This window comes from Bifidobacterium vespertilionis, assembly GCF_008698145.1.
GTDB classification, from domain to species: Bacteria; Actinomycetota; Actinomycetes; order Actinomycetales; family Bifidobacteriaceae; genus Bifidobacterium; species Bifidobacterium vespertilionis.
In genome coordinates, this window is record NZ_RZNZ01000004.1 from 124,184 (window position 1) to 147,753 (window position 23,570).

The 23,570-nt window shown below is 64.6% G+C and carries 17 protein-coding genes; 2 read left to right on the forward strand and 15 right to left on the reverse strand.

The genetic code is table 11. From position 1 onward, the window contains the following. Positions 1–5 precede the first annotated feature (5 nt). The 6 genes from EMO90_RS04290 to bglB all read right to left on the reverse strand — a co-directional run bounded on the left by EMO90_RS04290 (position 6) and on the right by bglB (position 8,690). A complete protein-coding gene (locus EMO90_RS04290) occupies positions 6–1,097 on the reverse strand; it encodes a pectinesterase family protein (protein WP_150353396.1) in 1,092 nt (363 codons plus the stop codon). Then, entirely contained in the window at positions 1,094–2,746 is a 1,653-nt protein-coding gene (locus EMO90_RS04295) for a glycoside hydrolase family 28 protein (RefSeq protein ID WP_150353397.1), read from the reverse strand. Before EMO90_RS04295 ends, EMO90_RS04290 begins: the two co-directional genes overlap by 4 nt. 1,045 nt (positions 2,747–3,791) lie before the next feature. Beyond that, on the reverse strand, positions 3,792–5,351 hold the full coding sequence (locus EMO90_RS04300; protein ID WP_190971937.1) for an MFS transporter: 1,560 nt from the start codon (positions 5,349–5,351) through the stop codon (positions 3,792–3,794). A 398-nt stretch (positions 5,352–5,749) separates the two neighbouring features. Continuing rightward, a complete protein-coding gene (locus tag EMO90_RS04305; RefSeq protein ID WP_150353399.1) occupies positions 5,750–6,385 on the reverse strand; it encodes an RpiB/LacA/LacB family sugar-phosphate isomerase in 636 nt (211 codons plus the stop codon). Positions 6,386–6,661: 276 nt separating this feature from the next. Continuing rightward, entirely contained in the window at positions 6,662–7,468 is an 807-nt protein-coding gene (locus tag EMO90_RS04310; protein ID WP_263390666.1) for a gluconate 5-dehydrogenase, read from the reverse strand. A gap of 112 nt (positions 7,469–7,580) precedes the next feature. Next, positions 7,581–8,690 (reverse strand): beta-galactosidase BglB, encoded by a 1,110-nt coding sequence (bglB, locus tag EMO90_RS04315; RefSeq protein WP_150353400.1) that lies wholly within the window; start codon positions 8,688–8,690, stop codon positions 7,581–7,583. Positions 8,691–8,897: 207 nt separating this feature from the next. Here bglB and EMO90_RS04320 point away from each other — a divergent pair, with 207 nt between their 5' ends. Further along, the gene (locus tag EMO90_RS04320; protein ID WP_150353401.1) at positions 8,898–9,776 is read left to right on the forward strand and encodes an AraC family transcriptional regulator; all 879 of its coding nucleotides are present in this window, start codon (positions 8,898–8,900) and stop codon (positions 9,774–9,776) included. A 351-nt stretch (positions 9,777–10,127) separates the two neighbouring features. Here EMO90_RS04320 and EMO90_RS04325 read toward each other — a convergent pair whose 3' ends face one another. The 5 genes from EMO90_RS04325 to nagB all read right to left on the reverse strand — a co-directional run bounded on the left by EMO90_RS04325 (position 10,128) and on the right by nagB (position 15,401). After that, positions 10,128–10,817: a hypothetical protein gene (locus EMO90_RS04325; RefSeq protein WP_150353402.1), complete on the reverse strand. Its 690-nt coding sequence runs from the start codon at positions 10,815–10,817 to the stop codon at positions 10,128–10,130. A 53-nt stretch (positions 10,818–10,870) separates the two neighbouring features. After that, positions 10,871–11,842, reverse strand: coding sequence for an amidohydrolase family protein (locus EMO90_RS04330; protein WP_150353403.1), 972 nt, complete (start codon positions 11,840–11,842; stop codon positions 10,871–10,873). 219 nt (positions 11,843–12,061) lie between these two features. Next, entirely contained in the window at positions 12,062–12,859 is a 798-nt protein-coding gene (locus EMO90_RS04335; protein ID WP_150353404.1) for an SDR family NAD(P)-dependent oxidoreductase, read from the reverse strand. Positions 12,860–13,023: 164 nt separating this feature from the next. Next, positions 13,024–14,292: an N-acetylglucosamine-6-phosphate deacetylase gene (locus EMO90_RS04340; protein WP_150353405.1), complete on the reverse strand. Its 1,269-nt coding sequence runs from the start codon at positions 14,290–14,292 to the stop codon at positions 13,024–13,026. Between the two features lie 296 nt (positions 14,293–14,588). Next, positions 14,589–15,401 carry a glucosamine-6-phosphate deaminase gene (nagB, locus tag EMO90_RS04345; RefSeq protein ID WP_150353406.1) on the reverse strand — a complete coding sequence of 271 codons (813 nt, stop codon included), beginning with the start codon at positions 15,399–15,401 and terminating at the stop codon, positions 14,589–14,591. Positions 15,402–15,654: 253 nt separating this feature from the next. Between nagB and EMO90_RS04350 the strand changes: the two genes are divergently transcribed. After that, a complete protein-coding gene (locus EMO90_RS04350) occupies positions 15,655–16,782 on the forward strand; it encodes an ROK family transcriptional regulator (protein ID WP_150353407.1) in 1,128 nt (375 codons plus the stop codon). 47 nt (positions 16,783–16,829) lie between these two features. On the opposite strand, the gene EMO90_RS04355 is transcribed toward EMO90_RS04350, so the two are convergent. From EMO90_RS04355 to gnpA, 4 genes are all read right to left on the reverse strand, one after another. After that, entirely contained in the window at positions 16,830–17,765 is a 936-nt protein-coding gene (locus EMO90_RS04355; protein ID WP_150353408.1) for an ROK family protein, read from the reverse strand. Then, on the reverse strand, positions 17,762–19,357 hold the full coding sequence (locus EMO90_RS04360) for a galactose-1-phosphate uridylyltransferase (RefSeq protein WP_150353409.1): 1,596 nt from the start codon (positions 19,355–19,357) through the stop codon (positions 17,762–17,764). The genes EMO90_RS04355 and EMO90_RS04360 overlap by 4 nt, the downstream gene beginning before the upstream one ends. Continuing rightward, positions 19,357–20,448 (reverse strand): phosphotransferase enzyme family protein, encoded by a 1,092-nt coding sequence (locus EMO90_RS04365; protein ID WP_150353410.1) that lies wholly within the window; start codon positions 20,446–20,448, stop codon positions 19,357–19,359. Before EMO90_RS04365 ends, EMO90_RS04360 begins: the two co-directional genes overlap by 1 nt. A gap of 680 nt (positions 20,449–21,128) precedes the next feature. Then, positions 21,129–23,396: a 1,3-beta-galactosyl-N-acetylhexosamine phosphorylase gene (gnpA, locus tag EMO90_RS04370; RefSeq protein WP_150353411.1), complete on the reverse strand. Its 2,268-nt coding sequence runs from the start codon at positions 23,394–23,396 to the stop codon at positions 21,129–21,131. Positions 23,397–23,570: the final 174 nt, after the last annotated feature.

A 23,570-nucleotide genomic window follows, 5' to 3' on the forward strand; every position in this document is an offset into this window, starting at 1 on the left:
GATGGTCAGAAACCGATCACTGACTCGCGCGAGAATCGGGCGAGATCGGCATCGGGCAGGATGCGGGCCCACCGGGGCCATGCCATGGGCGCGGCACCGGGACCGGTGGGGTTGATGGCCTGGAAGGTGGCGTGGAGGCGGGCGTCGGGCTTGTTCCAATCATCCCACCCATCCGCGCGGATATGCGCGCCGAGTTCGCAATCGATCAGCGTCACCCGCGCCCAATCGCGCCAGGGACGGCCCAGATACACGGAACCGGGCGCGGCCGGATCGTCCGGATCCGTGGTGAACCGGCAACGATCGAACACGTAGCCGTACGGCTCGTCCTGCGGGGTGGAGGCCGCGGTCGCATAGCCGTTGATCGCCTCGCCGCGGTTGAGGGACATGATCTCGCAATCCTCGAACCATGCTCGCGCCGATCCGAAGATGAAGTCGATGTCCCCGGCGATCAGGCAGCCGCGGTACAGCTGCCGGCCCACCACACGCGGCGCGAACCGCTTGGGCCCAAGGAAGCCGCCGGGCTGGATCTCCTTCGGCGGCAGCGGACCGGTGAACAGCGTGTCCTGATGGCCCAGCAGCGCGCAGTCGTCCACGGTGAGCCGGTCGCCGTCGGCATACAGGGCGATCGCCTGGCCCACCTCGCGTCCGTCGCCGGCATCGTTCTCGATCACCAGGCCCCTGAGCGTCACATCGTGCGCGTCCACGAACACGGTGGCCGTGCGGAAGGTGCCGCGCCTGTCTCCCTGACCGTCCGGTGAGGGCATTTTGCCGCCCAGCCCGTAGACGATCCGGGCCGATCGGGGCGCGCCGGCCGCCTCGATGGTGAGGTTCGGGCGGCGGACGATCAGCCGCTCACGGTACTCCCCCGGCTTCACAAGAATGCGCGCCGGGGCAAGGCCGTCGTCGAGCGACATGAGATGGTCCAGCGCGGCGCCGATTGTGGAGAACCGGGCGGAACCGTCCGCGGCGACCGTGAGCGTGGGTGGATCGGCGGATTGCGCGAGCCCGGCAGATTGCGCGAGCCCGGAGGATTGCACGAACCCGGTGGCCGTTCCGGCGATCGGACCGGCGGCCGTCCCGGCGATCGGACCGGTCATTGGCGGACCACCCTGTCCACGTTGGTCAGCTGCAGCTCGTCGCCGTCCTGGCCCTCGATGCGCACGTCGTCCAGCACCAGCGTCTCAACGTTCTGCGCGATGATGCCCTGGCGGACCATCGGCTCCACCTGGCAGGCCATGGCCGGCGTGGTGGGCTCGGCGTCCGGAGAGAAGGTGACATGGATATTGTGGAACTCCAGCTTGCCAACCTTGCTTTCCGGCAGACCGGTGATCCACGTGGCGGCGGCGTGGCAGTTGAGCGCCTCGATGTCGCGGAACTCCAGCGACTCCACCTTGGGCGTGCGATCGTCCACGGGCAGCGGCTCGCGGGTCTGCACGTAGTCGGTCTTGCCGTCGGGGTCGCAGAAGTAGAAGGAGTTGACCACGAAGGGGGTGAGCACCTCATCCATGCGGATGTGCTCGAAGCGGATGTTGCGGTAGATCGAATCCTTGCCGCGGCCGCGACGGGACTTGATCCGCAGACCGCGATCCGTGCGCTCGAACAGGCAGTCGCGCACGGTGAGGTTCTCGATGCCGCCGGACGCCTCGGAGCCCAGGACCACCGAACCATGGCCGTCGTGCATGTAGCACTGCTCGACGATCATGTTGCGGCATGCCGGGCGCAGCGATCGGGGCATGGAGATCTTGCCCGACTTGACGGCGATGCAGTCGTCGCCCACGGAGAAATGCGTGCCGATCACGCGCACGCCGTCGCAGGACTCCGGATCGAAGCCGTCGGTGTTCGGCGAGACCTTGGGGCTCTCGATCGTCACGCAGGCCAGCGTGAAATCGCGGCACAGCGTGGGATGGAAGTTCCAGCTGGGCGAGTTGCGCACGGTGATGCCGGCGAAGGTGGCGTGATCGCAGTCGGACAGGAACACCATGTGCGGGCGGGCGGCGATGCGGATGCGCTTGGGCTCGAACCACCAGTTGTCCTCATCCCGATTCGCGCCGCCGTCGATCGCGCCGCGGCCGCAGACGGTCACGTTCTCAAGGCCGATGCCGGTGATCACGCCGCAGAACATCGGGACGACCGATTCGCCCTCCCAGGTGCCCAGGGGCAGGAGGCCAGTGCCGTTGTAGCCGTCGCACGGGGCGTTCGCGGGCTCGGCGGCGTTCGTGGCCGCGTTCGTGGCCTTCGCCGCGTTCGTGGCCGTTTGGGTGACGGGCAGGTAGGCGAGATTCTCACGATCGTGACGGGCGCGGATGGTGGCCCCCTCGGCGATGTCGAGAGTGATGTCCGACTTGAGGAAGATGTTCTTGACGCGCCAATCGCCGGCGGGCACCAGCACGCGGGCGTCGCGCGGGGCGGCCATGATCGCGGCCATGATCGATTGGGTGTCATCATGGACGCCGTCGCCGATCGCGCCGAAATCGCGCACGTTCAGCGTGAACGATTCGTGCTTGGTGGTGAATGCGATCTCCACGGGCTCGGCGGCGACCATGCCACCGCTTGCGACGGGCTCATAGCGGACGATCTGCTCGGTGTCCGGCTCGAGACCATCGAGGTAGGTGACGATGTGATCGGTCTCGGTTTTCAGCTCGCCATTGACGAAAACTTTCCACGGATTTTCCGCGCGCCAGATGCCGGCGTACTTCATTTCGATGACGGCGAATCGTGCGCCAACGGTGATCAATTCCAGCTGCATGACTGTCCTCTCTAGACTTTGGCTTCATTGCTCTACAGTCAGCCTAGAGTGATTCCAAGCGGCGATCACGTTCCGTTGCCAATTGTTGCATCATGCACAGCCGAAAACTTTTCGGCGCGACCATCGCAATCCGATTCCCAGCCGCACGGTTTCCCGCCGCACGTTGCGTATACATGTATACGCAAACGACGCCGAACGGGCGGCACCGATTCCCCCACCGCGCCGCTTTCCCGCCGATACCCTACCGCACGGTTTGTAACATTGTTACAGAACGCACCTTAGACGACGCACCTCGCGGCACTTTCCGTAACAGATTTACGGAACGCACCTTAGACGGTACCCTTCCAAGTTCGTTCTGTAACTCTTTTACAGAACGGACATGGAACAGCACCTCCCCACGCACTTTCTGTAACGGATTTACAGAATGGACGCCGAACGGCCTCCCCCGTCGCACTTTTTGTAACACCGTTACAGAACGGACCACGAGGGGATCGTAATCGGCACTTTTTGTAACGAATTTACAGAATAAGCATCGCAATGGCGGCGGACGGCATGAGTCGAGCGGCAGTCATCAGGCAGCGAGACCAACGGCGAACCGGCGACTCTTCGGCCACGCGTCGCCACCTGTCTGTCGTCCGCCGCCGTTTGCCTGTCGTTTGCATATACGTGTATACGCAAACGACAATACGCAAACGACATCAAGTACCGCCCCACAATGCACGTTGCGTATACATGTATATGCAAACGACGTTGAACAGCCTCTCCCGCCGCACATTGCATATACACGTATATGAAAATGACGCCGAATGGGCCGCTCCGCTGTCCATTGCGTATACATGTATATGCAAACGACGTTCAACGGCCCGTTTCAACGCATGTTTCATATACGTGTATATGCAACGGGCGGCGAGAGAGGAGCCGGCGGAAAGCGCAACGGCCAGGGGAAACGCAACCGGCGAAGCGGCCGGGCGATCGGCGATCGGGCAAACAACGGAACCCGCACCGACCACCCGGCCGCGACAGTCACGCAACCGTCACGCAACCGTCACGCGGCGGGGGTGATCTCCTCCTCCTGGTAGCCGATGTTGTTGTGCGCGAAGCACTGCTCGTACTTGAGGCCGGAGAGGTCCTCGCACACGCGGCGCACCTCGGGCTTGACGTCCTTCATGAGGCCGCCGTTCTTGACGCGCTCCACTTCGCCGGTGACCACCGCGCAGGTGTCCTTGTCCAGCGTCAGGAAGTGGGAGAGCACAGCGGAAAGGATGAACATCACGCAGCAGCCCACGAGCAGGGTGATGGCGATGGTGACCGGCACGGAGATCGGCTGCTCCACATGCTGGCCCTTGGTGGAAATGAAGCCGGAGGCGAGCAGGACGAAGCCGAACACCGTGGTCACGATCGCCTGCAGCAGCTGCTGGACCAGACGCTGGGAGGCGGAGTAGACGCCCTCGCGGCGGCGCAGGGTGATGAGCTCGTCCACATCGGGCACGTAGTTGAGCATCGCGTCGGGCAGGTACTGGAAGCCGGCGTAGAAGAACTTCCACACGCAGAAGACGATCGGGTAGGCGACCATCACGGCGGCCACGGGGATCGCGTCGGTGAACTGCAGCACGCCGAAGGTGACGAACACGGCCATGGAGACCGCGGCGCCGATCACCGCGAACCAGTAGGGCTTGTGGAAGCCCTTCTTGACCAGCAGCGGCACCCAGATGGCCATGCAGACGATCGCCACGATCTTGCCGGGCATTTCGGAGCCGGACGCCCACGCCTTGGTGATGCCGAGCGTGTAGACGATGAAGTAGCTGTAGGCCGCGGACCACACGGAGGCGGCGAACTGGGACGGCATCCACGTGTAGAGCAGACGGCGGAAAGCCTTGTTGCGGAAGGTGGACAGCACGTCGATGACGAGCTTCTTGATGCCCTCCCACACGTTGACGATCTTCTCCTCGGCGACCTCGTCCACGGTCTTCTCCCAGGTGCTCAGGTAGAGGGTGACCAGGCCGAAGATCATGATCGAGGCGTTGATGCAGGCGATGATGAAGTAGGAGTGCGGGTTGTCCTCGCCGAACACGCCGAAGCCGAAGGCGGTGAGGGCGGCCATGAGGAAGCCGGTCACGTTGCCGAAGACGCGCTTCATGCCGGTCAGGTAGCCGCGCTCCTGGAAGTCGTCGGTCATCTCGATGGCGAGCGGCACGAGGGACGTGGACGCGAAGGAATAGCCGACGTTATAGATCAGGTAGCACACCAGGTAGTAGCCGAAGCCGAAGGGCGTGACCAGGAAGATCAGCGGCTCGGCGACCATCATGGGGATGGCGGCGAGGATCCAGAAGCGGCGGCGGCCGAAGCGGCGGCCGAGCCTGGTGGCGTAGAAGTTGTCCGAGAAGAAGCCCATGAGCGGGGCGAGCACGGCGTCCAGGTAGATGGCGGCGGAGGCGATGATGGCCGCCTCACCCGCGGACAGGCCGCACTCGGTGGACACGAACATGATCAGATACGTGTGCGTGAACGTGAGGGCGCCGGAATTGAGCAGACCGCCCATGCCGTAGCCGAATCGCGTCCAATACGTGATCTTCCTCTTCTTGCCGACCCATGAGAGACCAGCCATAATCAACCACCCCTTTGTAATTGCGTCCCACGGCTGCCATCGCGCGGTGCTGCGCATGTCGCGGAACGAAACTTTTCAGTGACGGGAGTGAAGATTAAGCAAGCTTTCTTAATGATCGTTCATCCGTTGCCAGCCTTTGCAAAACGATTGACGTAAGCGACGGGGCGGATTCGGGACCGGATTGGGGAACCGGGGTCGAGGGACGATCCAGGCAAAGACAAAGGAAAGGCAAAGGAAAAGGCCGACCGGTGGACAGGACCGGTCGGCCTTGGGAAGGAAATAATCAGGGGGAAGAGAAACGTCCGGCCGGGCGCGGCAAGGAACCGAAGGCGTCCGGCCGGGGTGGATCGCCAAGGCGGTCCGGGATTGGATCCGCGGCAAACGGCGGATCCGATGGATCAGATCAGGGACAGGACGTAGTCCTTGATCTCGCCATCCTGGGCGTTGGCGGTGAACAGCTCCTTGAAGTGCTCGCCGGCGAAGGCGCCCTTGACCAGCTCCGGGTCCAGGGCCTTGTAGATGTCGACCAGCGGCTTGAAGGCGGCCTCACGGACACCGTCGAGGATCTTCTTGTTGCGCTGCTCGGGGACGACGCGCTCCTTCGGGTAGCCGGAGCCCGGCTCCTCGAGCCACATCTGCTCGAAGATGTACTTGAGCTGCAGCTCCTGGCCCCAGCCGTTCTTGAGGGCGAACGGGATGGCCATGGCGTTGCCGTCGTTGATCTGGGCGAAGGTGTAGGCGTCCAGCGGGTCCTCGACGTGACCGCAGATCACGCCCGGGAAGGAGTTGAGCGCGAGCATGGCGCCCTCGCCAGTGCCGCAGCCGGTGACGACGAAGTCGGCGGCCTTGGTGTTGAGCAGGGCGGCGGCAAGGATGCCGTTCTGCACGTAGGTGAGCTGGGCCTCGTCATCGGCGGCGTACATGCCGTAGTTGTCGACCTCGAAGCCCTTTTCGTCGGCGACCTTCTTCAGGGCGTCGTAGATCAGGCCGTTCTTGGCGGCCTGGGAGTTCTCGTTGATCAAAGCGATGCGCATGGGTGTGTTTCCTTTCATTTACGAAAAACCGATGCGGAGGGGAGCCGAAGGATCCTTCGACTCCGCTCCGCTTCGCTCAGGATGACGGGGAGACGCCCGTCACGCCGAAAACGGTGACGGCGCGTGCGACTTCAAGGCGCGGAAGACGCTCCGTCACTTCACTTTCCACAAATCGCGCGGCGGCGCGTGCGGCTTTCGCCGTCGCCGGGCGCAGGCGTACGAAGGTACGTCAAGCCCGCCGTAAGGCGAAAGACGCTCCGCCGCCGCGCGATTTGCTCACTGGGGCTGCTTGCCGATGTAAGCCAGAATGCCGCCGTCCACGTACAGGACGAGGCCGTTGACGAAGTCGGAGGCGTCGGAGGCGAGGAAGACGGCCGGGCCCTGAAGATCCTCGGGGGTGCCCCAACGGGCGGCCGGGGTCTTGGCGACGATGAAGGCGTCGAAGGGGTGGCGGGAGCCGTCGGGCTGGCGCTCGCGAAGCGGGGCGGTCTGCGGGGTGGCGATGTAGCCGGGTCCGATGGCGTTGCACTGGATGTTGGCTTCGCCGTACTCGGAGCAGATGTTGCGGGTGAGCATCTTGAGGCCACCCTTGGCGGCGGCGTAGGCGGAGACGGTCTCGCGGCCGAGTTCGGACATCATGGAGCAGATGTTGATGATCTTGCCGTGGCCCTTCTTGATCATGCCGGGCAGGACAGCCTTGGAAACGATGAAGGGGCCGTTGAGGTCGACGTCGATGACCTGGCGGAAGTCCTTGGCGGACATCTCGAGCATGGGGATGCGCTTGATGATGCCGGCGTTGTTGACCAGGATGTCGATGGTGCCGAGATCGCGCTCGATGTCCTTGACCAGCTGGGCGACGGCGTCCTCATCGGTCACGTCGGCGACGTAACCGTGAGCCTCGATGCCGGCCTCCTTGTAGGAGGCGAGGCCGCGATCGACGGCCTCCTGGGTGCGGTCGTTGAAGGCGATCTTCGCACCGGCCGCGGCGAACGCGGACGCGATGGCGAAACCGATGCCGTAGGAGGCGCCGGTGACCAGCGCGACCTTGCCCTCCAGGGAGAACTTGTTCATATCGAAGGCCATGATTAGGCTTCCTTTCTGTCGTCTATGACGATTCCATTCAATCTTCAGTTATGCGGTTAGTCAACCTTGTTGCACGTCGTTGTCACGATCGTGAAACCGGTTTCACATCGCCCTAGCAATACGATACCAGCATTTCCGTGAACGCCAAAACCGTCAGCGATTGGCCATACGGCATGGGTGTCACGTCGATGTTGCGATAGTAGTCGAAATCGGATCCGATGCCCGTTCCGGCGGAGACGTTCCCCACCTCGCCGGCCTCGTTGATCCGGCCGATCAGACCCTTGATGGCGCGGTAGGCGACGGGCGCGTAGGCGGCATCGATGTAGCGCTCATGGACGGCCTTGAGGATGCCGTAGGCGATGCCGGCCGTGGCGGAGGACTCCACATAGGACTCCGGATCGTCAAGCAGGGTGTGCCACATGCCGGTGCGCTCGTCCTGCAGACGGGTCAGGGCCTCGACCTGCTCGCGGAGGACCTCGATGAGCCAGCGGCGGACGGCGTCATGCTCGTCCAGATCGAGCAGCGAGAGGAACTCGGGGATGGCGATGGTGGCCCAGCAGTTGCCGCGGCCCCAGTGGGCGGCGGAGAAGTTGTTGCGGTCATCGAAGGTCCAGCCATGGAACCACAGGCCGGTGGCGGAGTCCATGAGGAACTTGGCGTGGATGAGGAACTGGTACTTGGCCTCCTCCAGATACTCCGGACGATCCAGCACCTTGCCGAGCTTGGCCAGGGCCAGCACGGTCATGACGAGCGTATCCGCCCACAGCTGGTTGTGGTTTGCGTCGGCCAGGGTGACGTGCTGGATGCCGTCGCCCTCCGTGCGGGTCTGGTCGCGGTAGATCCACTCGCCCCACTGCTTCAAGTAGGGCAGGTAGCTGGGCTCGCCGGTTTGCTCGTAGAGGAAGGCGAGGGTGAGGATGGGGGCCACGGAGTTGACGTTCTTGGCCGGAGTGCCTTTGGCGAGGGCCTGATCGAACCAATCGGTCACGGTTTTGAGGGCCTTGGGATTGCCGGTGATCTGATAGTTTTTGTAGATGCCGTACAGGCCCACGCCCTGCGGCCAGTTCCATTCCTTCCAGCTTTTGTCGTCCACCACAGTGCCGTCCGGGTTGACCCACAGGCCCTTGGTATCGGTGACCTCGATGGTCACAAGGTTGTCGATCATGCGGTCGATCAGCCCGCGGATCTCTTCACGGCTGGCCGGCAGTGCGGATTCGGTCATATGGATTCCTTACGTAGACGATGCACCCGCGCAACCACTTCATTGTGCGGATGGTTTCATTGTATGAGTCCGGCAATGGACCGTCACGCTCAGAAATACGCAGCTTTTGCACCATGAGTGTCTTTTCTTGCACTCTTGGGACGAGGGACACGATCGCTATACTGGGATTCAGCATCCGCGCAGCTTTGAACGAGGGGGTCCGGTTTCATGCCAGCATCGCAGGCCGTGGTGGTCAACCCGATGATCACCGACCGCTTCGAGATCTTCCACGTCAACCAGACCGTGGAGGAGGACATGCCGCTGCACTACCACGACTACTACGAGATCAACTGCGTACTCAAGGGAAGCGGCGTCTTTTACCTTGACGGCGACGAGTACGAGACCACGCCGGGCACCGTGATCCTGGTGAACATCAACGACCTGCACAACATTGTGCGGCAGTCGACGGACAGCTATGAGCGCGCCTACGCCTACGTGACCGACGAGTACCTCAAGTCGCATTCCACGCCCGCCACCGATCTGACCGCATGCTTCTCGCACTACGGCAAGCCGGTGAGCCGCGTGATCCGCGTGGATCCGGACATGCTGGCCGAGCACATCGCCAGACTAGACGAGAAGCCCGGGCGGTCGTACGGCGACGACATCATGTACGAGCAGCGGTTCCTGGAACTCATGATCGCGCTGAACAAGGCCGTGCTCGCCTCCACGAACGACATCATGCCGGAAAGCTCGATGGTGCCGCGGATGATCGGCGACGTGATGAGCTACATCGGCGACCATCTGGACGAGGACCTTTCGCTCGACGCGCTGGCGGCGAGGTTCTACATCAACAAGTACTACCTGAGCCGCGAGTTCAAGAAGCACATGCGCGTGAACCTGCACGAGTACACGCTCACCAAGCGGCTGCTCAAATCCAAGGAGCTGCTGCGCAAGACCGGCAACGCCAAGCGCGTGTACCACATGTGCGGGTTCAAGTCGTACACGCACTTCCTGCGCTGCTTCAAGAGGGAGTTCGGCATGACCCCCAAGGCGTTCGTGACATCCAACGCCGAGCCGGACGTGATCCGGTTCGAGCATGCGATGTGAGCCGGCAGGTTTCCTCTCGTCGTCCTGAGCGTGGGCCGTCTTTTGGTCATCCTGAGCGTAGGCCGGCAAGGCCCCTCCGTCATCCTGAGACCGAGCCGGCAAGTCCCCTCCGTCATCCTGAGCGTAGGCCTTTAGGGCGGAGTCGAAGGATCCTTAATTTGTGCATACAGTTAAGGATCCTTCGACTCCGCCCTTCGGGCTTCGCTCAGGATGACGGGGAACCGCCGCGTCGCTTCGCTCAGGATGACGAGAGAGGACATCTTGCCGGCGTCCGGCTACACCGGACCGTCGCCGCCTTGGCGGCGGCTCCCTTCGCCTACGGACAGCCCACCGGGCTGTCCGCTTAACGGCTCAGCCCACCGAAACCAGTGTGTCGATGACGAGGAAGTCCTTTTCGAGGGTTCCGGGATCGAAGTGGTCGAAGTGGCTGAACGGGTCCACGTCGAGCCAGCGCTGGATCTCCTTGGATTCGCCCTGTTCGCGGCGGATGTTGACCTGCTCGCGATCGCGCGGGGTCTCGAAGTAGCTGAAAGCCACATCGTCCAGCACGGAGATGAACTGGTAGCGGTCGCCCACGGCCAGACCCTCGCGCGCAATGAGCTGATGGTGGAGCACATAGTCGATCACAGCGTCCGGCCAGAAGTGGGCGATGCGGCCGCAGCGGGCATCGGGCTCCTGCGCGCGGCGGAATGATTCGACATCCTTGGGCTCGTCAAACCAGAACACCGGATGCATATAGGCCCAGTCCGCATCCCCGCCGAACTGGGGGTACGGCGTGAGCAGGCCGGCGAACCAGCCGCGGGAGGCGGGCAAGCCGGTGATGGACGCCATCGCCTTGTGCGCCGGATGCTCCGGCACGATGTGCTCCACGTAGAGGAACAGCTGTCGGCCGTAACGGGTCAGGCAGACCGTGAGCACGCGATCGTCCGCCTTGAGCCGTTCGGCGTCCTCGTGGAGCGCAGCCGCGGCACGGGCGACGTCATCCTCCGTGGCTTCGGCTTTGAGAAAGCCCCTGTACGAGGCTCGTTCGACGGTTGACATGGCGTTTATCCCTTCTGTGTCTTTCCGGATGCCATCCGGATGCCGTCCGGACGCTAGAACCGGTAGAACCTGCGGGCGTTGTCCACGAACAGGGCATCGCGCTCGGCTTGCGAGAGGTCCTCCACGCAGCGCTCGTAGGCGTGCACCAGATCGGCAAGCGAGCAGTGCAGCTTGTCCACGGGGAAGTTCGAGGCGAACATGACCTTGTCGATGCCGAAGGCGTCCAGCACGGTGTAGACGGCGGGCTTGATGCTTTCGATGGTCCAGTAGTGGTCCATGGACGGCAGGCCGGAGATCTTGATGGCCACGTTGTCGCGTTTGCCAAGCTCGTACAGGCCGTTCTTCCACAGCCGCCAGCCGGCGAGGTTGCGGTCGGCCAGCATGCCGGCGTGGTTGATGATGAACAGCGTGTCCGGATGCGCGTCGATCACTTCGGCGGCTCGCGCGAACTGCGTGGGATACAGCTGCATGTCGAAGCTCATGCGGTATTTGGGCAGCAGGGCGAGGCCGGCGAGCCAGTTCGGATCGTCCATGTACGACTTGTCCACGTAATGGTAGAGGGGATGAGGATGCATGTTGAGGTTCTGGCGAAAACCGCGCGTATTGGCGTAATCGGCCTCGCGCTCAAGCGTGGATTCGATGTCCGGGCTGGACAGGTCGCCGCCGGCCACGATCATGATCGGCAGACCGCTGTCCTCGCTGAGCTGCTGTTCGAAGGCGACTTCAGCCACGGGATCGTCCGCATTGGCCTGGACGTGCACGGCGCCGACGATGCTGGCGTTGGATCCCTTGAGCTCGTCGACGAGATCGTCCGCCAGATAGTCGCCGGCTTGGAACAGCGGGTCCCATGGGCCTTCGAAGGTGGCGGCCTTGGACGGGTTGAACCACGAGTACAGGCTCGTCTTCATGAGATGGACATGGGTGTCGATGAACGGCCTTGGGGCCTTGGCGCGATCACCGTCCTCGGGAATGATCGTGTACAGCCGCCCCTTGACCGGCTCCTGATAATCCTCTCCAAGCGTCATATTTGCTCCTTTGCAATGAAAACGAATACATCAAGCGGGGCCCCTCACCCTTCGAGAAGGCCCCGCCGATCACATGCCGGATCAGCAATCAGCAAGCCAATCCGTCATCCTCCCGCGGCTGTGATCGCCGCGATGCGTGCGGCTTCTAGGCGCGGAAGGTGAAGGCGTACGAAGGTACGTCGAACCTTCCGCAACGACGAAGACGCTCCATCGCGGCGATCACAGGACGGAACGAGTGTCGTTTTCGTAATTATTCCTCCCCTGCCCCGTGGCCGCGGTGGTGCCGCCGTCGACGGGGACGACGAGGCCGGTGAGGTACTTGGCACCGTCGGAGGCGAGGAAGAGGGCAAGGTCGGCGCAATCCTCGGGCTTGCCGGTGCGGCCGAGGGCGACGCGCTCGATGTAGGGCTTGAGGCGCTCGGGGTCGGTCCAGACTTCCTTGTTGATGTCGGTTTCGATGAAGGCGGGGGCGAAGGCGTTGACGCGAACGCCGTACTGGCCGTAGTCGAGGGCGACGCAGCGGACGAAGCCGTTCATGGCGTGCTTGGTGGAGTTGTAGGCGGTCTGGCCCCAGTCGCCGAAGAGGCCGGAGACGGAGGTGTCGACGACGATGTTGCCCTTGGATTCCTTGAGGTACGGGAGGGCTTCCTTGGTGAGGTAGAAGAGACCGTCGACGTTGACGGAGAAGAGCTTGTGCCAGACGTCGTCGGACACGTGCTCGATCTCGCCGCCTTCGAAGATGCCGGCGTTGGAGACGACGACGTCGATGTGGCCGAAGGTGTCGGCGGTCCACTTGACCAGCTCGGCGACCTGCTCGTGCTTGGAGACGTCGGTCTGGTGGGCGTAGCCCTTGCCGTAGCCCTCGATGGTCTCCTCCAGCGGGGCGAGGCGCTGTCCGACGGCCACGACGGTGGCACCGTTGTCCAGGAAGCCCTGGGTGATGGCGCGTCCGATGCCGGTGCCGCCGCCGGTGACGATGACGACCTTGCCTTCGAAGTTGTACTTGTTCGCGGTCATGTGCTGATTCCTGCCTCTCGACTGCTTTGTCCGTTGGTGGCGGGCCGCCGACTGGACGGCTTGCCCATACGCTTACCCAGTATAGTGATTTTGGAACCGCATCCCATTATTTGGGACCTATGAGAAAGCATCCGCACCCCACGACGCCTACCGGATGCGACGGTCTACCTGACGCGACGGCCGGCGCACCAGACGGATTCGACGGACCAGTCGGACGAATCAAGGAGCAGCAGATCGGCCGCATAACCGGGGGCCACCAGACCGATCGGGGCGCCGGTGACCGGATTGGGACGATCGAAGCCGAACGCGCGGGCCGGGGTGAGCGTGGCGGCCTCCACGGCGGCGGACGGATCGATGCCGAGCTCCAGCACCGCGCGGCGCACGGCCACCTCCAGCAGCAGGGTGGACCCGGCGATCGCCCCGTTGGAAACGAGCCGTGCATGGCCGTCGACCACGTTGACGTCGAGCGCGCCCAGCTTGTAGGCGCCATCCGGGCAGCCGGTTGCGGCCATGGAATCGGTCACGAAGGCGATGCGATGCGGGGCGAGACCGAAGCCGAGCCGGACCATGGGGTTCTGGACGTGGAAGCCATCGTTGATCAGCTCGATCGTGACACGAGGATCCTCCACGGCGGCGGGGATCGGGCCGGGCTCGCGATGATGCAGGCCGTTCATCGCGTTGAACATATGGGTCAGGATGCCCGCACCGGCGTCGAAGCCCGCGCGCGCCTGATCGTAATCGGCATCGCAGTGGCCCACGGCCGGAACCACACCGGCGGCGGCGAACCGGCGGATCGCGTCGAGCCCATGCGGCAGTTCGGGGGCGATGGTGATCTGGCGGATGCAGCCGTCGGCAGCCTCCAGCAGCGCATCGACCAGTTCGGGAACCGGATCCTTCAGGCAGATCGGATCATGCGCCCCCTTGCGCGCAAGGGCGAGGAACGGGCCCTCCAGATGGGCGCCGAGCACGTCCGGCCGGCGATCCATGGCCGCGCGCACATAACCGAGGTTTTCGCGGATCACGTCGATCGGGTTGGTGATCAGTGAAAGCACTTGGCGGGTGGTGCCGTGGATGACATGGCCCGCGCGCGCCACGGCGATGCCTTCGGGACCGTCGTCGAAGCTGCTCTCCCATGCGCCATGGGAATGGATGTCCACAAAGCCCGGCGTGAGCAGGCGGCCGGCGGCGTCGATCGCGCGGACGTCGCCGTCAACGGCAGTGGGGTCGATGTCGGCGGACCGGGCGGCGGACTCGAAGTCGGCGTCGGAAGTGCCGGTGGCGGCGATCACGCCACTGGGGCTTGCGACGACCCAGGTATGCTCCCGGATGCCCCGCGCATCGATTCGGCGGGCATTGCGGATCGCGAAGGCCGAGGGCTTCCCCTCCAGCGCGGCGGTCACGCGGTTGACGATGGTTTCACGCGATTCGGTCATGTCACTCCTTTGCGTCCGACATCTGCAGTGTACGCGGGTTGAGGTCTTGTCATCCTGAGCGGAGCCCGGTAGGGCGGCGATGGTCTGACGCAGCCGGACACCGTAGGTACCCGTCATCCTGAGCGGAGCCCGGTAGGGCGGAGTCGAAGGATCCTTGGCCATTGCGCATCAATCGTGGCATCCCTTAGTGCGCACAGATTAAGGATCCTTCGACTTCGCTACGCTCCGCTCAGGATGACAAGGCGGGAGGCTCACGGCTCAGTGCTCAGGATGACAGAGAGGGAACGGTTCGGCGTTCAGATGCCCTGCCAGGCGGGCTTGTGCGCGAACGCGTAGCGGTAATAGTCCTTGTTGCGCAGCTTGGAGGCGGCCTCCCCGTCCACGATGATCGTGGCGTGCGGGTGCAGCTGCAGCGCCGACGCCGGGCAGTACGCGCTGATGCCACCCTCCACGGTCTCCGCCACGGCCTCCGCCTTGCCCGCGCCGAACGCCAGCAGCACCAAGTGCCGCGCCTTCATGATCGTGCCGATGCCCTGCGTGATGCAGTGCGTGGGCACCTGATTGATGTCATCGTCGAAGAAGCGGGCGTTGTCGATGCGGGTCTGCTCGGTCAGCGTCTTGACGCGCGTGCCGGAGGCCAGCGACGAGCCGGGCTCGTTGAAGCCCACATGCCCATCCGTGCCAATGCCCAGGATCTGCACATCGATGCCGCCCGCCGCCTCGATCGCCGCATCATAGGCCGGGCCGGCCGCGGCGACCCGCTCCCCGTCGGACAATGGCGCGCCGTCCAGCACGTCACCGGGCACGTGGACCTTGTCCGGGTCAAGGCCCAGCGGCCCGACCACCGTGCGGTGGATGGTCGCGTGGTACGACTCGGGGTGGGCCAGCGGCAGACCGATGTACTCGTCCAGCGCGAAGCCGCGCACGCGGGACACGTCGATCGACTCATCGCGCACGATGGACGCCAGCGCCCGGTACGCCGCCAGCGGGCTGGAGCCGGTGGCCAATCCCAGCACCGCATCCGGCTTGGCCTTGATGAGATCGGCGACGCAGCGCGCATACAGCTCGCCCGCCTCCTCCTGATTCCTGACAATGATGATCTCCGCCATGACCCACATCCTTCCTGCCACTGGCAATTCCTGAGTAGCGGCCATGCCGCCACCTTCAATTGTTAATAATACTTACATAAATAGAAAACAGCCAATTTCCAAACCTTTCAGCGAGTCGCAACGAATCTATACGGATATAATGAAAAGAACGTATCTTCCGACTTCAACGGTGAGGTCTATATTCGAACGGCGGATACGCGACGGACACGAAACGGACAATCCGCAACCAGCGGCACATGAAAGGAGGGGGCTCATGTCGGCTCCCCTGCACACCCCCGGCAGAACGGCGAAGGCGAACCCGTCGGACGTGCGCCGCAACAATCGCGCGCTGATCTTCAGCCTGCTGTTCCCCTCCAGCCAACTGTCCCGGGCGGAACTGGGCCGGCGCACCGGACTGTCCCGCGTGGCCGTGTCCGACGTGGTCAACGACATGCTCGATGAGGGCCTGATCCGCGAAAACGGCTACGAGACGAACGCCACCGGCAAGGGCAAGCGCGGCACGCTGCTGAGCGTGGACACCACGCGGCTGCGGATCATCACCGTCGACCTGTCGCAGGAGCAGCTGGTGCAGGGAGCGGTGGCCGATCTGCTCGGTCTGCCGCAGGACCGCATGGAGATCGCGCTCGGACCGGACGCGCATGTGGACATCGACGCGATCGTGCAGCTCGTGGATCAGCTGCGGGAGGGACTGGACACGGACCGGATCCTTGGCATCGGCGTCTCCGCGCCGGGCGTGATCCAGGACGGCGTGATCCGCGAATCCACGTTCCTCGGATGGCATGACGTGGACATCAAGGGCATTCTGCAGCGGCGGTTCGGCCTGCCCGTCACGATCGGCAACGACGTGACGAACTCCATGCTCACCGAACGCTTCTTCGGCGAGGCGGGATCGAATCTGCTGTTCGTCAAGAACGATCGTGGCATCGGCGCGGCCACGCTGATCGACGACGTGCCGGTGACCGGCGAGGGACATGCGGGCGGCGAAATCGGCCACATCTCGATCGATCCGGTGGATGGACCGCTCTGCCCGTGCGGCAAGCGGGGGTGCATGGAGATGCTGATCTCCGCACACGCGATCCGCGAGCGACTGGCCGGGGCGGACCGCGGCGAGTCGCCGGAGATCATCCGCGCGGCGGGCGCCCGGTTCGCCGCCGCACTGGCCGTGCCGATCGGACTGCTGGACATCGCCGACGTGTGCGTGTACGGGCCGCCGGACGTGATCAACACCACGTTCCTCGACGCCGCCCAGCGCCAACTCGACCGTCTGACCACCTCGAAGTTCCACGCCCGCACCACGATCCGCCGCTGCCAATGCGGCGCGGACATCACGCTGCGGGGCGGCGCGATCGCGGTGATCAGGGATCATCTGGATCTGGGCTGAGGCTTTACGGGGCCGCGCGCCTTACGCGACACGAGGCATTTCATCCCTCACGCGCACAGGGCCGCGCCGAGGGCGCCTAGGTTGATGTCGACGGGGGCCAGCCGCAGCCGCTCCCCCAGCTTCAGCCCAGCAAGGAAGGGACAGTCGGCCTCGCGTTCGTGCAGCTCCTCGCGGATGACCTGCACGAACGGATCGCCGGTTTTGGCCATGCCGCCTCCGAGGACGATCAGCCGCGGATCGTAGGCCTGACCGATCATCTGCAGGGCGTCGGCGATCGCATGCATCACCATCGCAAGCACCCGCTGGGCCGCGAACTCGCCGGCGCGGGCGCGGTCGATCAGATCGGGCATGGGCGGCCGGCCATCGATCGTCCGGGGCCACAGCCGGGCCACGGAGGCGCCCGAACACACGGTCTCCAGGCAACCGCGCTGGCCGCACGGGCAGGGGAAGCGGTTGGGATCCACCGGCACGTGGCCGATCTCCCCCGCCGCACCGCTGAATCCGTGGACCACACGGCCTTCGGTCACCACCCCGGCCGCCAGCCCGGTGCCGAAGTTGAGGCACACGATCGTGCCGGACGTGTCGTTGCCGCACAGCGCGCGGGCCGCTCCCACGGCCGCCGCGTTGACATCGTTCTCCACGTGGACCGGCACGCCGAGCCGTTCGCCGGCGAGCGCGCCGAGCTCCAACTCCTCGATGCCGAGATTGACCACGTGGGCAATGTGCCCGGTGGCCGAATCGACCTGGCCCGGCGTGCCCACGCCCACGGCGGCGATGGAGGATTTCGGATCGCCAAGATGCCCGGCCACCGAGCGGACCAGAGCGGTCACGTCGTCCAGCACCGCCTCATTGCCGGGCCTCGCCGGCACGCGCTCGCTCGCCACGATCTCGCCCGCCGGTGAGACCAGGGCAGCCTCGATCTTGGTACCGCCGATGTCCACGCCGACCCGCCACGGGCCGGCATACGTTGTTTGTGCATTCATGATCGTTCCGTCCCCGAATCATCCGCCGCGATCGATCCGGCGACGCCTCCCGCGTGCTGCATGAAACCCAGGGATTCCAGAAATCCCAGAGTGAGCGCCTTGTTCTTGAAGACGGCGGTGTTGCCAAGGATGCGCTCGCATACCGATCCGAGCTCGTCGCGCACGGCGGCGCGGATCGCCTCGCGGCCATATGCGCCATCCGGGCCGGCTGCTGCGTTGGCGGACAGGATGGCGGCGATCTCGTCGCGGATCATCCGGAATTCGGCCATGTCGTCCGGCAACGGCCTGTCTTCGGCGATCGAGTCCTCCACCCGCCCGAGCTGGTCCACCAGACGTCCGGGCAGGATGAACAGGCCCTGCGCCTCGATCAGGCCGATAGGCTCCTGCTTGATGGGCCAGAATTCGGGGTGCGCGTGGAACACGCCCTCCGGGAATGCGTCGCTGACCGCGTTGTTGCGGAAGATCAGGTTCATCTCGTAGCCGCGGTCGGTGCGGATCGCGCTGGGAGAGAGGGCCGACTGACGGTTGCCGTTGGCGTCGTGGCTGACGATATCCAGATCGGGGTTGTTGTAGTCGATCCACGCGCGGCGGATCAGATCGGACACCTCCACGATCGTCCCGCGCGACGGGGAGACCACGCGCACGGCGGTTCCGGGCCAGTTGAGGATCTCCACCACGGCGTCCGGGTGCGCATCCAGATGCAGCGTGGCCCAAGCGGGTGCCTTGAGCATGGGCAGGATCTCGCCGCCGCCCTGGTAGTGGTCGTGTGCGAGCACCGAGCCGCCGATGCGCGGAAGGGCCGCGTTGCAGCCGAGGAAGTAGCCGGGGAACCGGTCCACGAAGTCGAGCAGATGGACGAACGTGTCCCGGTCCACATGCATGGGCGTGTGCTCGCGGTTCACGCAGATGCCATGTTGGCTGAAGTAGCCGTAGGGCGAGAACTGCCAGAACCAGTCCTCGCCGCCCAGCGTGACCGGCACGGTCCGAAGCGTGCGCTTGTTGCGGCCCGCGAAGCCCTCGTTCTCGTGGCAGATGGTGCACTGCGGGTATCCCCCGGCCACGGCGTTGCCGGCGGCGGCCTTCTTCATGTTCCGGAATTCCGGCTTGACGCGGTTGATGGTGACCACGATCCCGTGCGATTCGAAGCGCGGGTTGCGGTCGAGCTGCGACTTCTTGACGTAGGTGTTGGACACGCAATGGTCGTAGAGCCATCGCATGGCGGCCATGCCGTCGTACGCGCCCTCCACTTCGGCGAAGGCGTCGGCAATCCGCGCGGGATCCGCGGTGAGGATGCCCATCACCTCGTCCTCCACGGCCGGCCAGTCGTCATGGTCGGACAGGCCCGCGGATTCGAGCGCATCGCGCAGACGGGCCAACAGGGCGTCGGGGGCCGGCGCATCCTGAGCGTCTTCACCGGCGGTAGCGCCGGTGGGACGGTAGGAGGACAGCCCGAACAGCGCGAAGATGCGGTTGCGGATCCAATCGGCGTTGCGGGGATCCAGATCGAGATGCCGGCCGGCGTAGTCGACCAGCGCATCGATCGCTTCGTAGACGGTGGTTTCCGGCGCCGGATGCTCCATGGGCGATGCCATCAGCGGACCTCCTGCGCGGGCGCGGACATCACGGCGTCCACGATCGCATTGGTTTCGGCGGCCTTCTGTTCCATCTCGCGCACGAGCTGGATCTGCGTGCGGCAGCGGACCAGGTTGTGCTCGGGGTACTTGGTGGCGAAGTAGGTGTCGCCGGACAGGTAGTCCGTGAGGAACCGCATGCCGCATTCGAGGGTCATCATGCGCGCGCCGAGCGGCAGGAGCTCGGCCTCGCGATTGGTGATGCTGTGGCGCAACTCGCCCACGAAGCCCTCGGTGTAGGCGCGGAACAGATCGGTGCTGAAGTGGACCTTGCTCAGATCGGGCTCGTCCTCAAGGGCGGTGGAAGCGCCGAAGCGGATCGAGTCGCCGAAGTCGTAGAGCATGGACCCGGGCATCACGGTGTCGAGGTCGATGATCGCGCGGGCCTTGTGCGTCCCGGCGTCCATGAGGATGTTGTTGAGCTTCGTGTCGTTGTGGGTGACACGCAGCGGGATGGAGCCGTTCCCGAGTCCGATCACGATGGTGGGGTACACGTCGGCGTGCTCCAGATAGAAGTCGATCTCCGGCCGGCAGGTGGCGGCGCGGCTCTGCGTGTCCGCGGCGAGGGCCGCCTTGAAGGCGTTGAAGCGGTTGGGGGTGTCGTGGAAGCGCGCGATGGTTTCGGTGAGCTGGGAGGCGTCGAAGCCGGCCAGGCGGTTCTGGAAGGATCCGAAGGCCGCGCCCGCATCACGGAAGACGTCGGCGTCCGGCACGAGGTTGTAGGAGATCGTGTCCTCGATGAACCGGTATACGCGCCAGGCGCCGGAATCGTCCTGCAGGTACGATGCGCCCGTGGCGGTGGGCACGATGTCCAGCGTCTCCTGCCCCTGTTCGCGCAGGAAGGCGGTGACGAGTTCGATGTTGCGCATCAGGTTCGCCGTGTCCGGGAAGATGGCGGTGTTCATCTTCTGCAGGATGTAGCGCCGTTGGCTGGTTACGACAAGATAGGTGACATTAATGTGCCCGTCGCCGTACGGTTCGATGGTTTCAACCGTGCCTTCGAGCTGGAACCGCGAGGCCACGGAGGCAAGCGTGACGTCGATGTCTGCCATGGGAATCCCCTTTCTGCTATTTATGCTGTAGTGCTTTCTCTATTTGTTAAGTATATATGCATTAATGCGGGCGCGAGGCGCGTGTTGCGCGATTGATGGGTGCGACTTCGGGCACAGCAGCTCTCCCTTGCGTCCGAAAACGCCACCCATTGCGAAATTGGGGGCGACTTGAGACACAGGGGGGCCCTTCCGCGTCCGAAACTGCTACCGAATCCCGGAATGGATGCAACTTGAGACACAGAAGACCGCTCCCGCGTCCGAAAACGCCACCGAATCCCGGAATGGATGCAACTTGAGACACAGAGCACCTCCCCCGTGTCCGAAAACGCCACCGAATCCCGGAACGGATGCAACTTGAGACACAGAGCACCTCCCCCGTGTCCGAAGTCGCCGCCCATTGCGAAATTGGCGGCGACTTCGGACACGGGGAAGACTGCAGCAGCACGACGATCGGCCGGCCTTGCGAAATCCGCCCGAAAGTCCGCCGACTTGCCGTCCTGCGGGGGATTTCACACCGGACTTCGTTCTCCCGAGCGAAGTTTGAGGGACGAGGTTACGGATCCTTCGACTTCGCTGCGCTCCGCTCAGGATGACGGAGAAGACCGATCCGCTCCGCTCAGGATGACGGAGAAGACCGATCCGCTCCGCTCAGGATGACGGAGAAGACCGATCCGCCGCGCTCAGCGCCAGGCGATGCCGCTGGGCTCCAGATCGAAATGCTCCACGGCACCGCCGGGCAGGGTCACGTCGGTGGACTGCGCGCGATCCGTGTTGTTCACCACGCAGTACAGGCCCGCGTCCGGCCAGTGCGCGACCTCGCACTCCGGGTTCGAGGAGCTGTACGCCGCGTACCGATCCTCAGCGCCCGCCGCCCAGAACAGCATGCGCTCCAGCAGACGCGCGTTCGCCGCCGAATACGGCAGACCGGACACGTACACGCCACGGCCCAGGCCGTACCCGTTCACCGCGAGCTGCACCTGGCCGCCATCGGCCCGCAGCAGCGTCACATCCTCATTGACCGGGAACGTGTTCAAAATCGGCTCGCCGAAATCGATCCCGCCCAGCGGCGCGATGCCCTGGCCGCCGCCGCACCCGGACAGCGGGGCCCGATAGCCGGCCCGCTCCCACGCCTCGCGCGCGGACGGATCCACGGGCACGTCCGCCGTGATGAAGTGATCCGGCGTGACCGGCGGGAAGTACTTGTCCACCGACAGGGTCTGGAAGCGCTCCTCGTCCACGCCGAACACGTCGGCCAGCTGCAGGAACCGACCGCCCTGGAAGCGCACGGCCGCGCTCGGCTCGCCCACGCCCACCAGCGCCCCGCCCGACCGCACCCACGCGCGCAGCGTCTCGACCAGACGGGGATCGCGCCACACGTCACCGCCGGACCACGACGTGTCCGCCGGGCCGCCCGTGATCACCACGTCCACATCCGGATCAACACCACGGCCCAGCACGTCGTCGAAGCTGATGAAGCGCACGTTGACGCGCATGCCGGAGAGCGCCTCGAGCACGCCGTAGTAGGACGCGGTCTGCTTGTTCGGCAGCGCATGCGCCACCGTGAACGCCATCCACGATCGCATCCCGCCCCAGCAGTTGAGGATCGCCACGTTGAGCATGCCCTCGGCGGGCTCGCCCCCGGTCCGCTCGCGGATGTCGCGGAATTCGTCCGCGATGCGCGTCACGGTGTCCACGAACTTCGGGAACTTCGCCGCAAGCGACAGGTACCCGCCGTAGCCCATGCGGTCGATCGGGCTCCTGAGGATCGCGCGGCGGGCCTTGCGCCAATTATCCAGCCCCTCCACGCTCGGATCGTTGCCCTCGTAGAACGTGTCCGGGAAGAAGTACGGCAGGAACCGGCCCTCGGTATAGCGCACGCCCGGGATGTCCGCGATCATGCGCGTGGTGGTTCCGTCGCCGATCGACCCGACCACCGCGTCCAGACCCAGATCCGCGAACCCGTCCTTGTACGGTTCGGTGCCGATCCACTGGTCGCCCAGGAACATCATCGCCTCCTTGCCCGACTCGTGGGCCATGGACGCCAGGCGCTTGACGTTCGCGCGCACGAACCCGGACAGGAAGTCGATCCAATCGCGCTGCGCCCTGCCCGGCACGCGCCACGCCGAGTTGTAGCAGCCTTCATCCACGAAGTCCTCCGGGCGCAGACGGTAGCCGTACTCGCGCTCGAAATCGTCCAGGGCCTCGGGGCACACCGTGCACGAGCAGCCGAACCAGTCGACGATCTTCTCCCGGCGCCTTTGGTCGAACAGCAGCGTGAACTGGTAGAAGAACGTGGTGAACCGCACCACATCCGTGTCCGGGTTGTCCTTGAGCCACTGCTCGAACGTGCGGAACACGAAATCTCGGGTGGCGGGATGGTAGATGTCGAACGGAATCTCGTGCTCCTTGTCGCCCCAGTCATTGGTCAGGTGGTTGTACATCTCCACCGGATCCCAGATGATGTACGCCAGGAACGAGACCGTGTACTCGTGCATCGGCGTCGCACCGGTCACCGTCACCGAGCACGATTCGCGGTCCGCGTCCCACAGGGCCGGATCGACCACCCCGCCCGTGGTCCGGTCCACGACCTCCCAGTAGCGCTTCGGATCGGCGTCCCAATTCGGGGCCAGCTGCTCCTCGAAGAACGACTCCATCAGCGGGATAGTGACAGCGCACGATCCGTCACCGTCCGACTCGGCCAACAAGCGGTCCGTGAGCAGATAGACCTGAGGGGTCTGCGTCATGTGCAGGGTGATCCACTCGTTATGCGCGCGCGTGGGGAAATACGCGCTGTAGATCCGCTTGCCCAGCGCGCGCACCGCATCGTCCAGATGCGTGCCGTCCGAGTTGCGGATCGCGTCCGCACCCCACAGCTCGGCCAGCTCCGCGGTCTTCTCCGCGAAATTCGACTCGCTGGGCAACGTGAAACAACCGGTTGTATGTGCCATGAAAACGTCCTTGTTCGATGGATGGATGGATGGGGAATACGGGGGGAAGATGATTTTGGGTTCGCGGATGGCAGGGCGGTGGGTTGGCGGCCCGACGACGGGGCTGCGATTAGGGGCTGGCAGGCCACCACCGGATTGCCGGTGATCGGCTCGCCTTCGGCCCCTGCAATAACG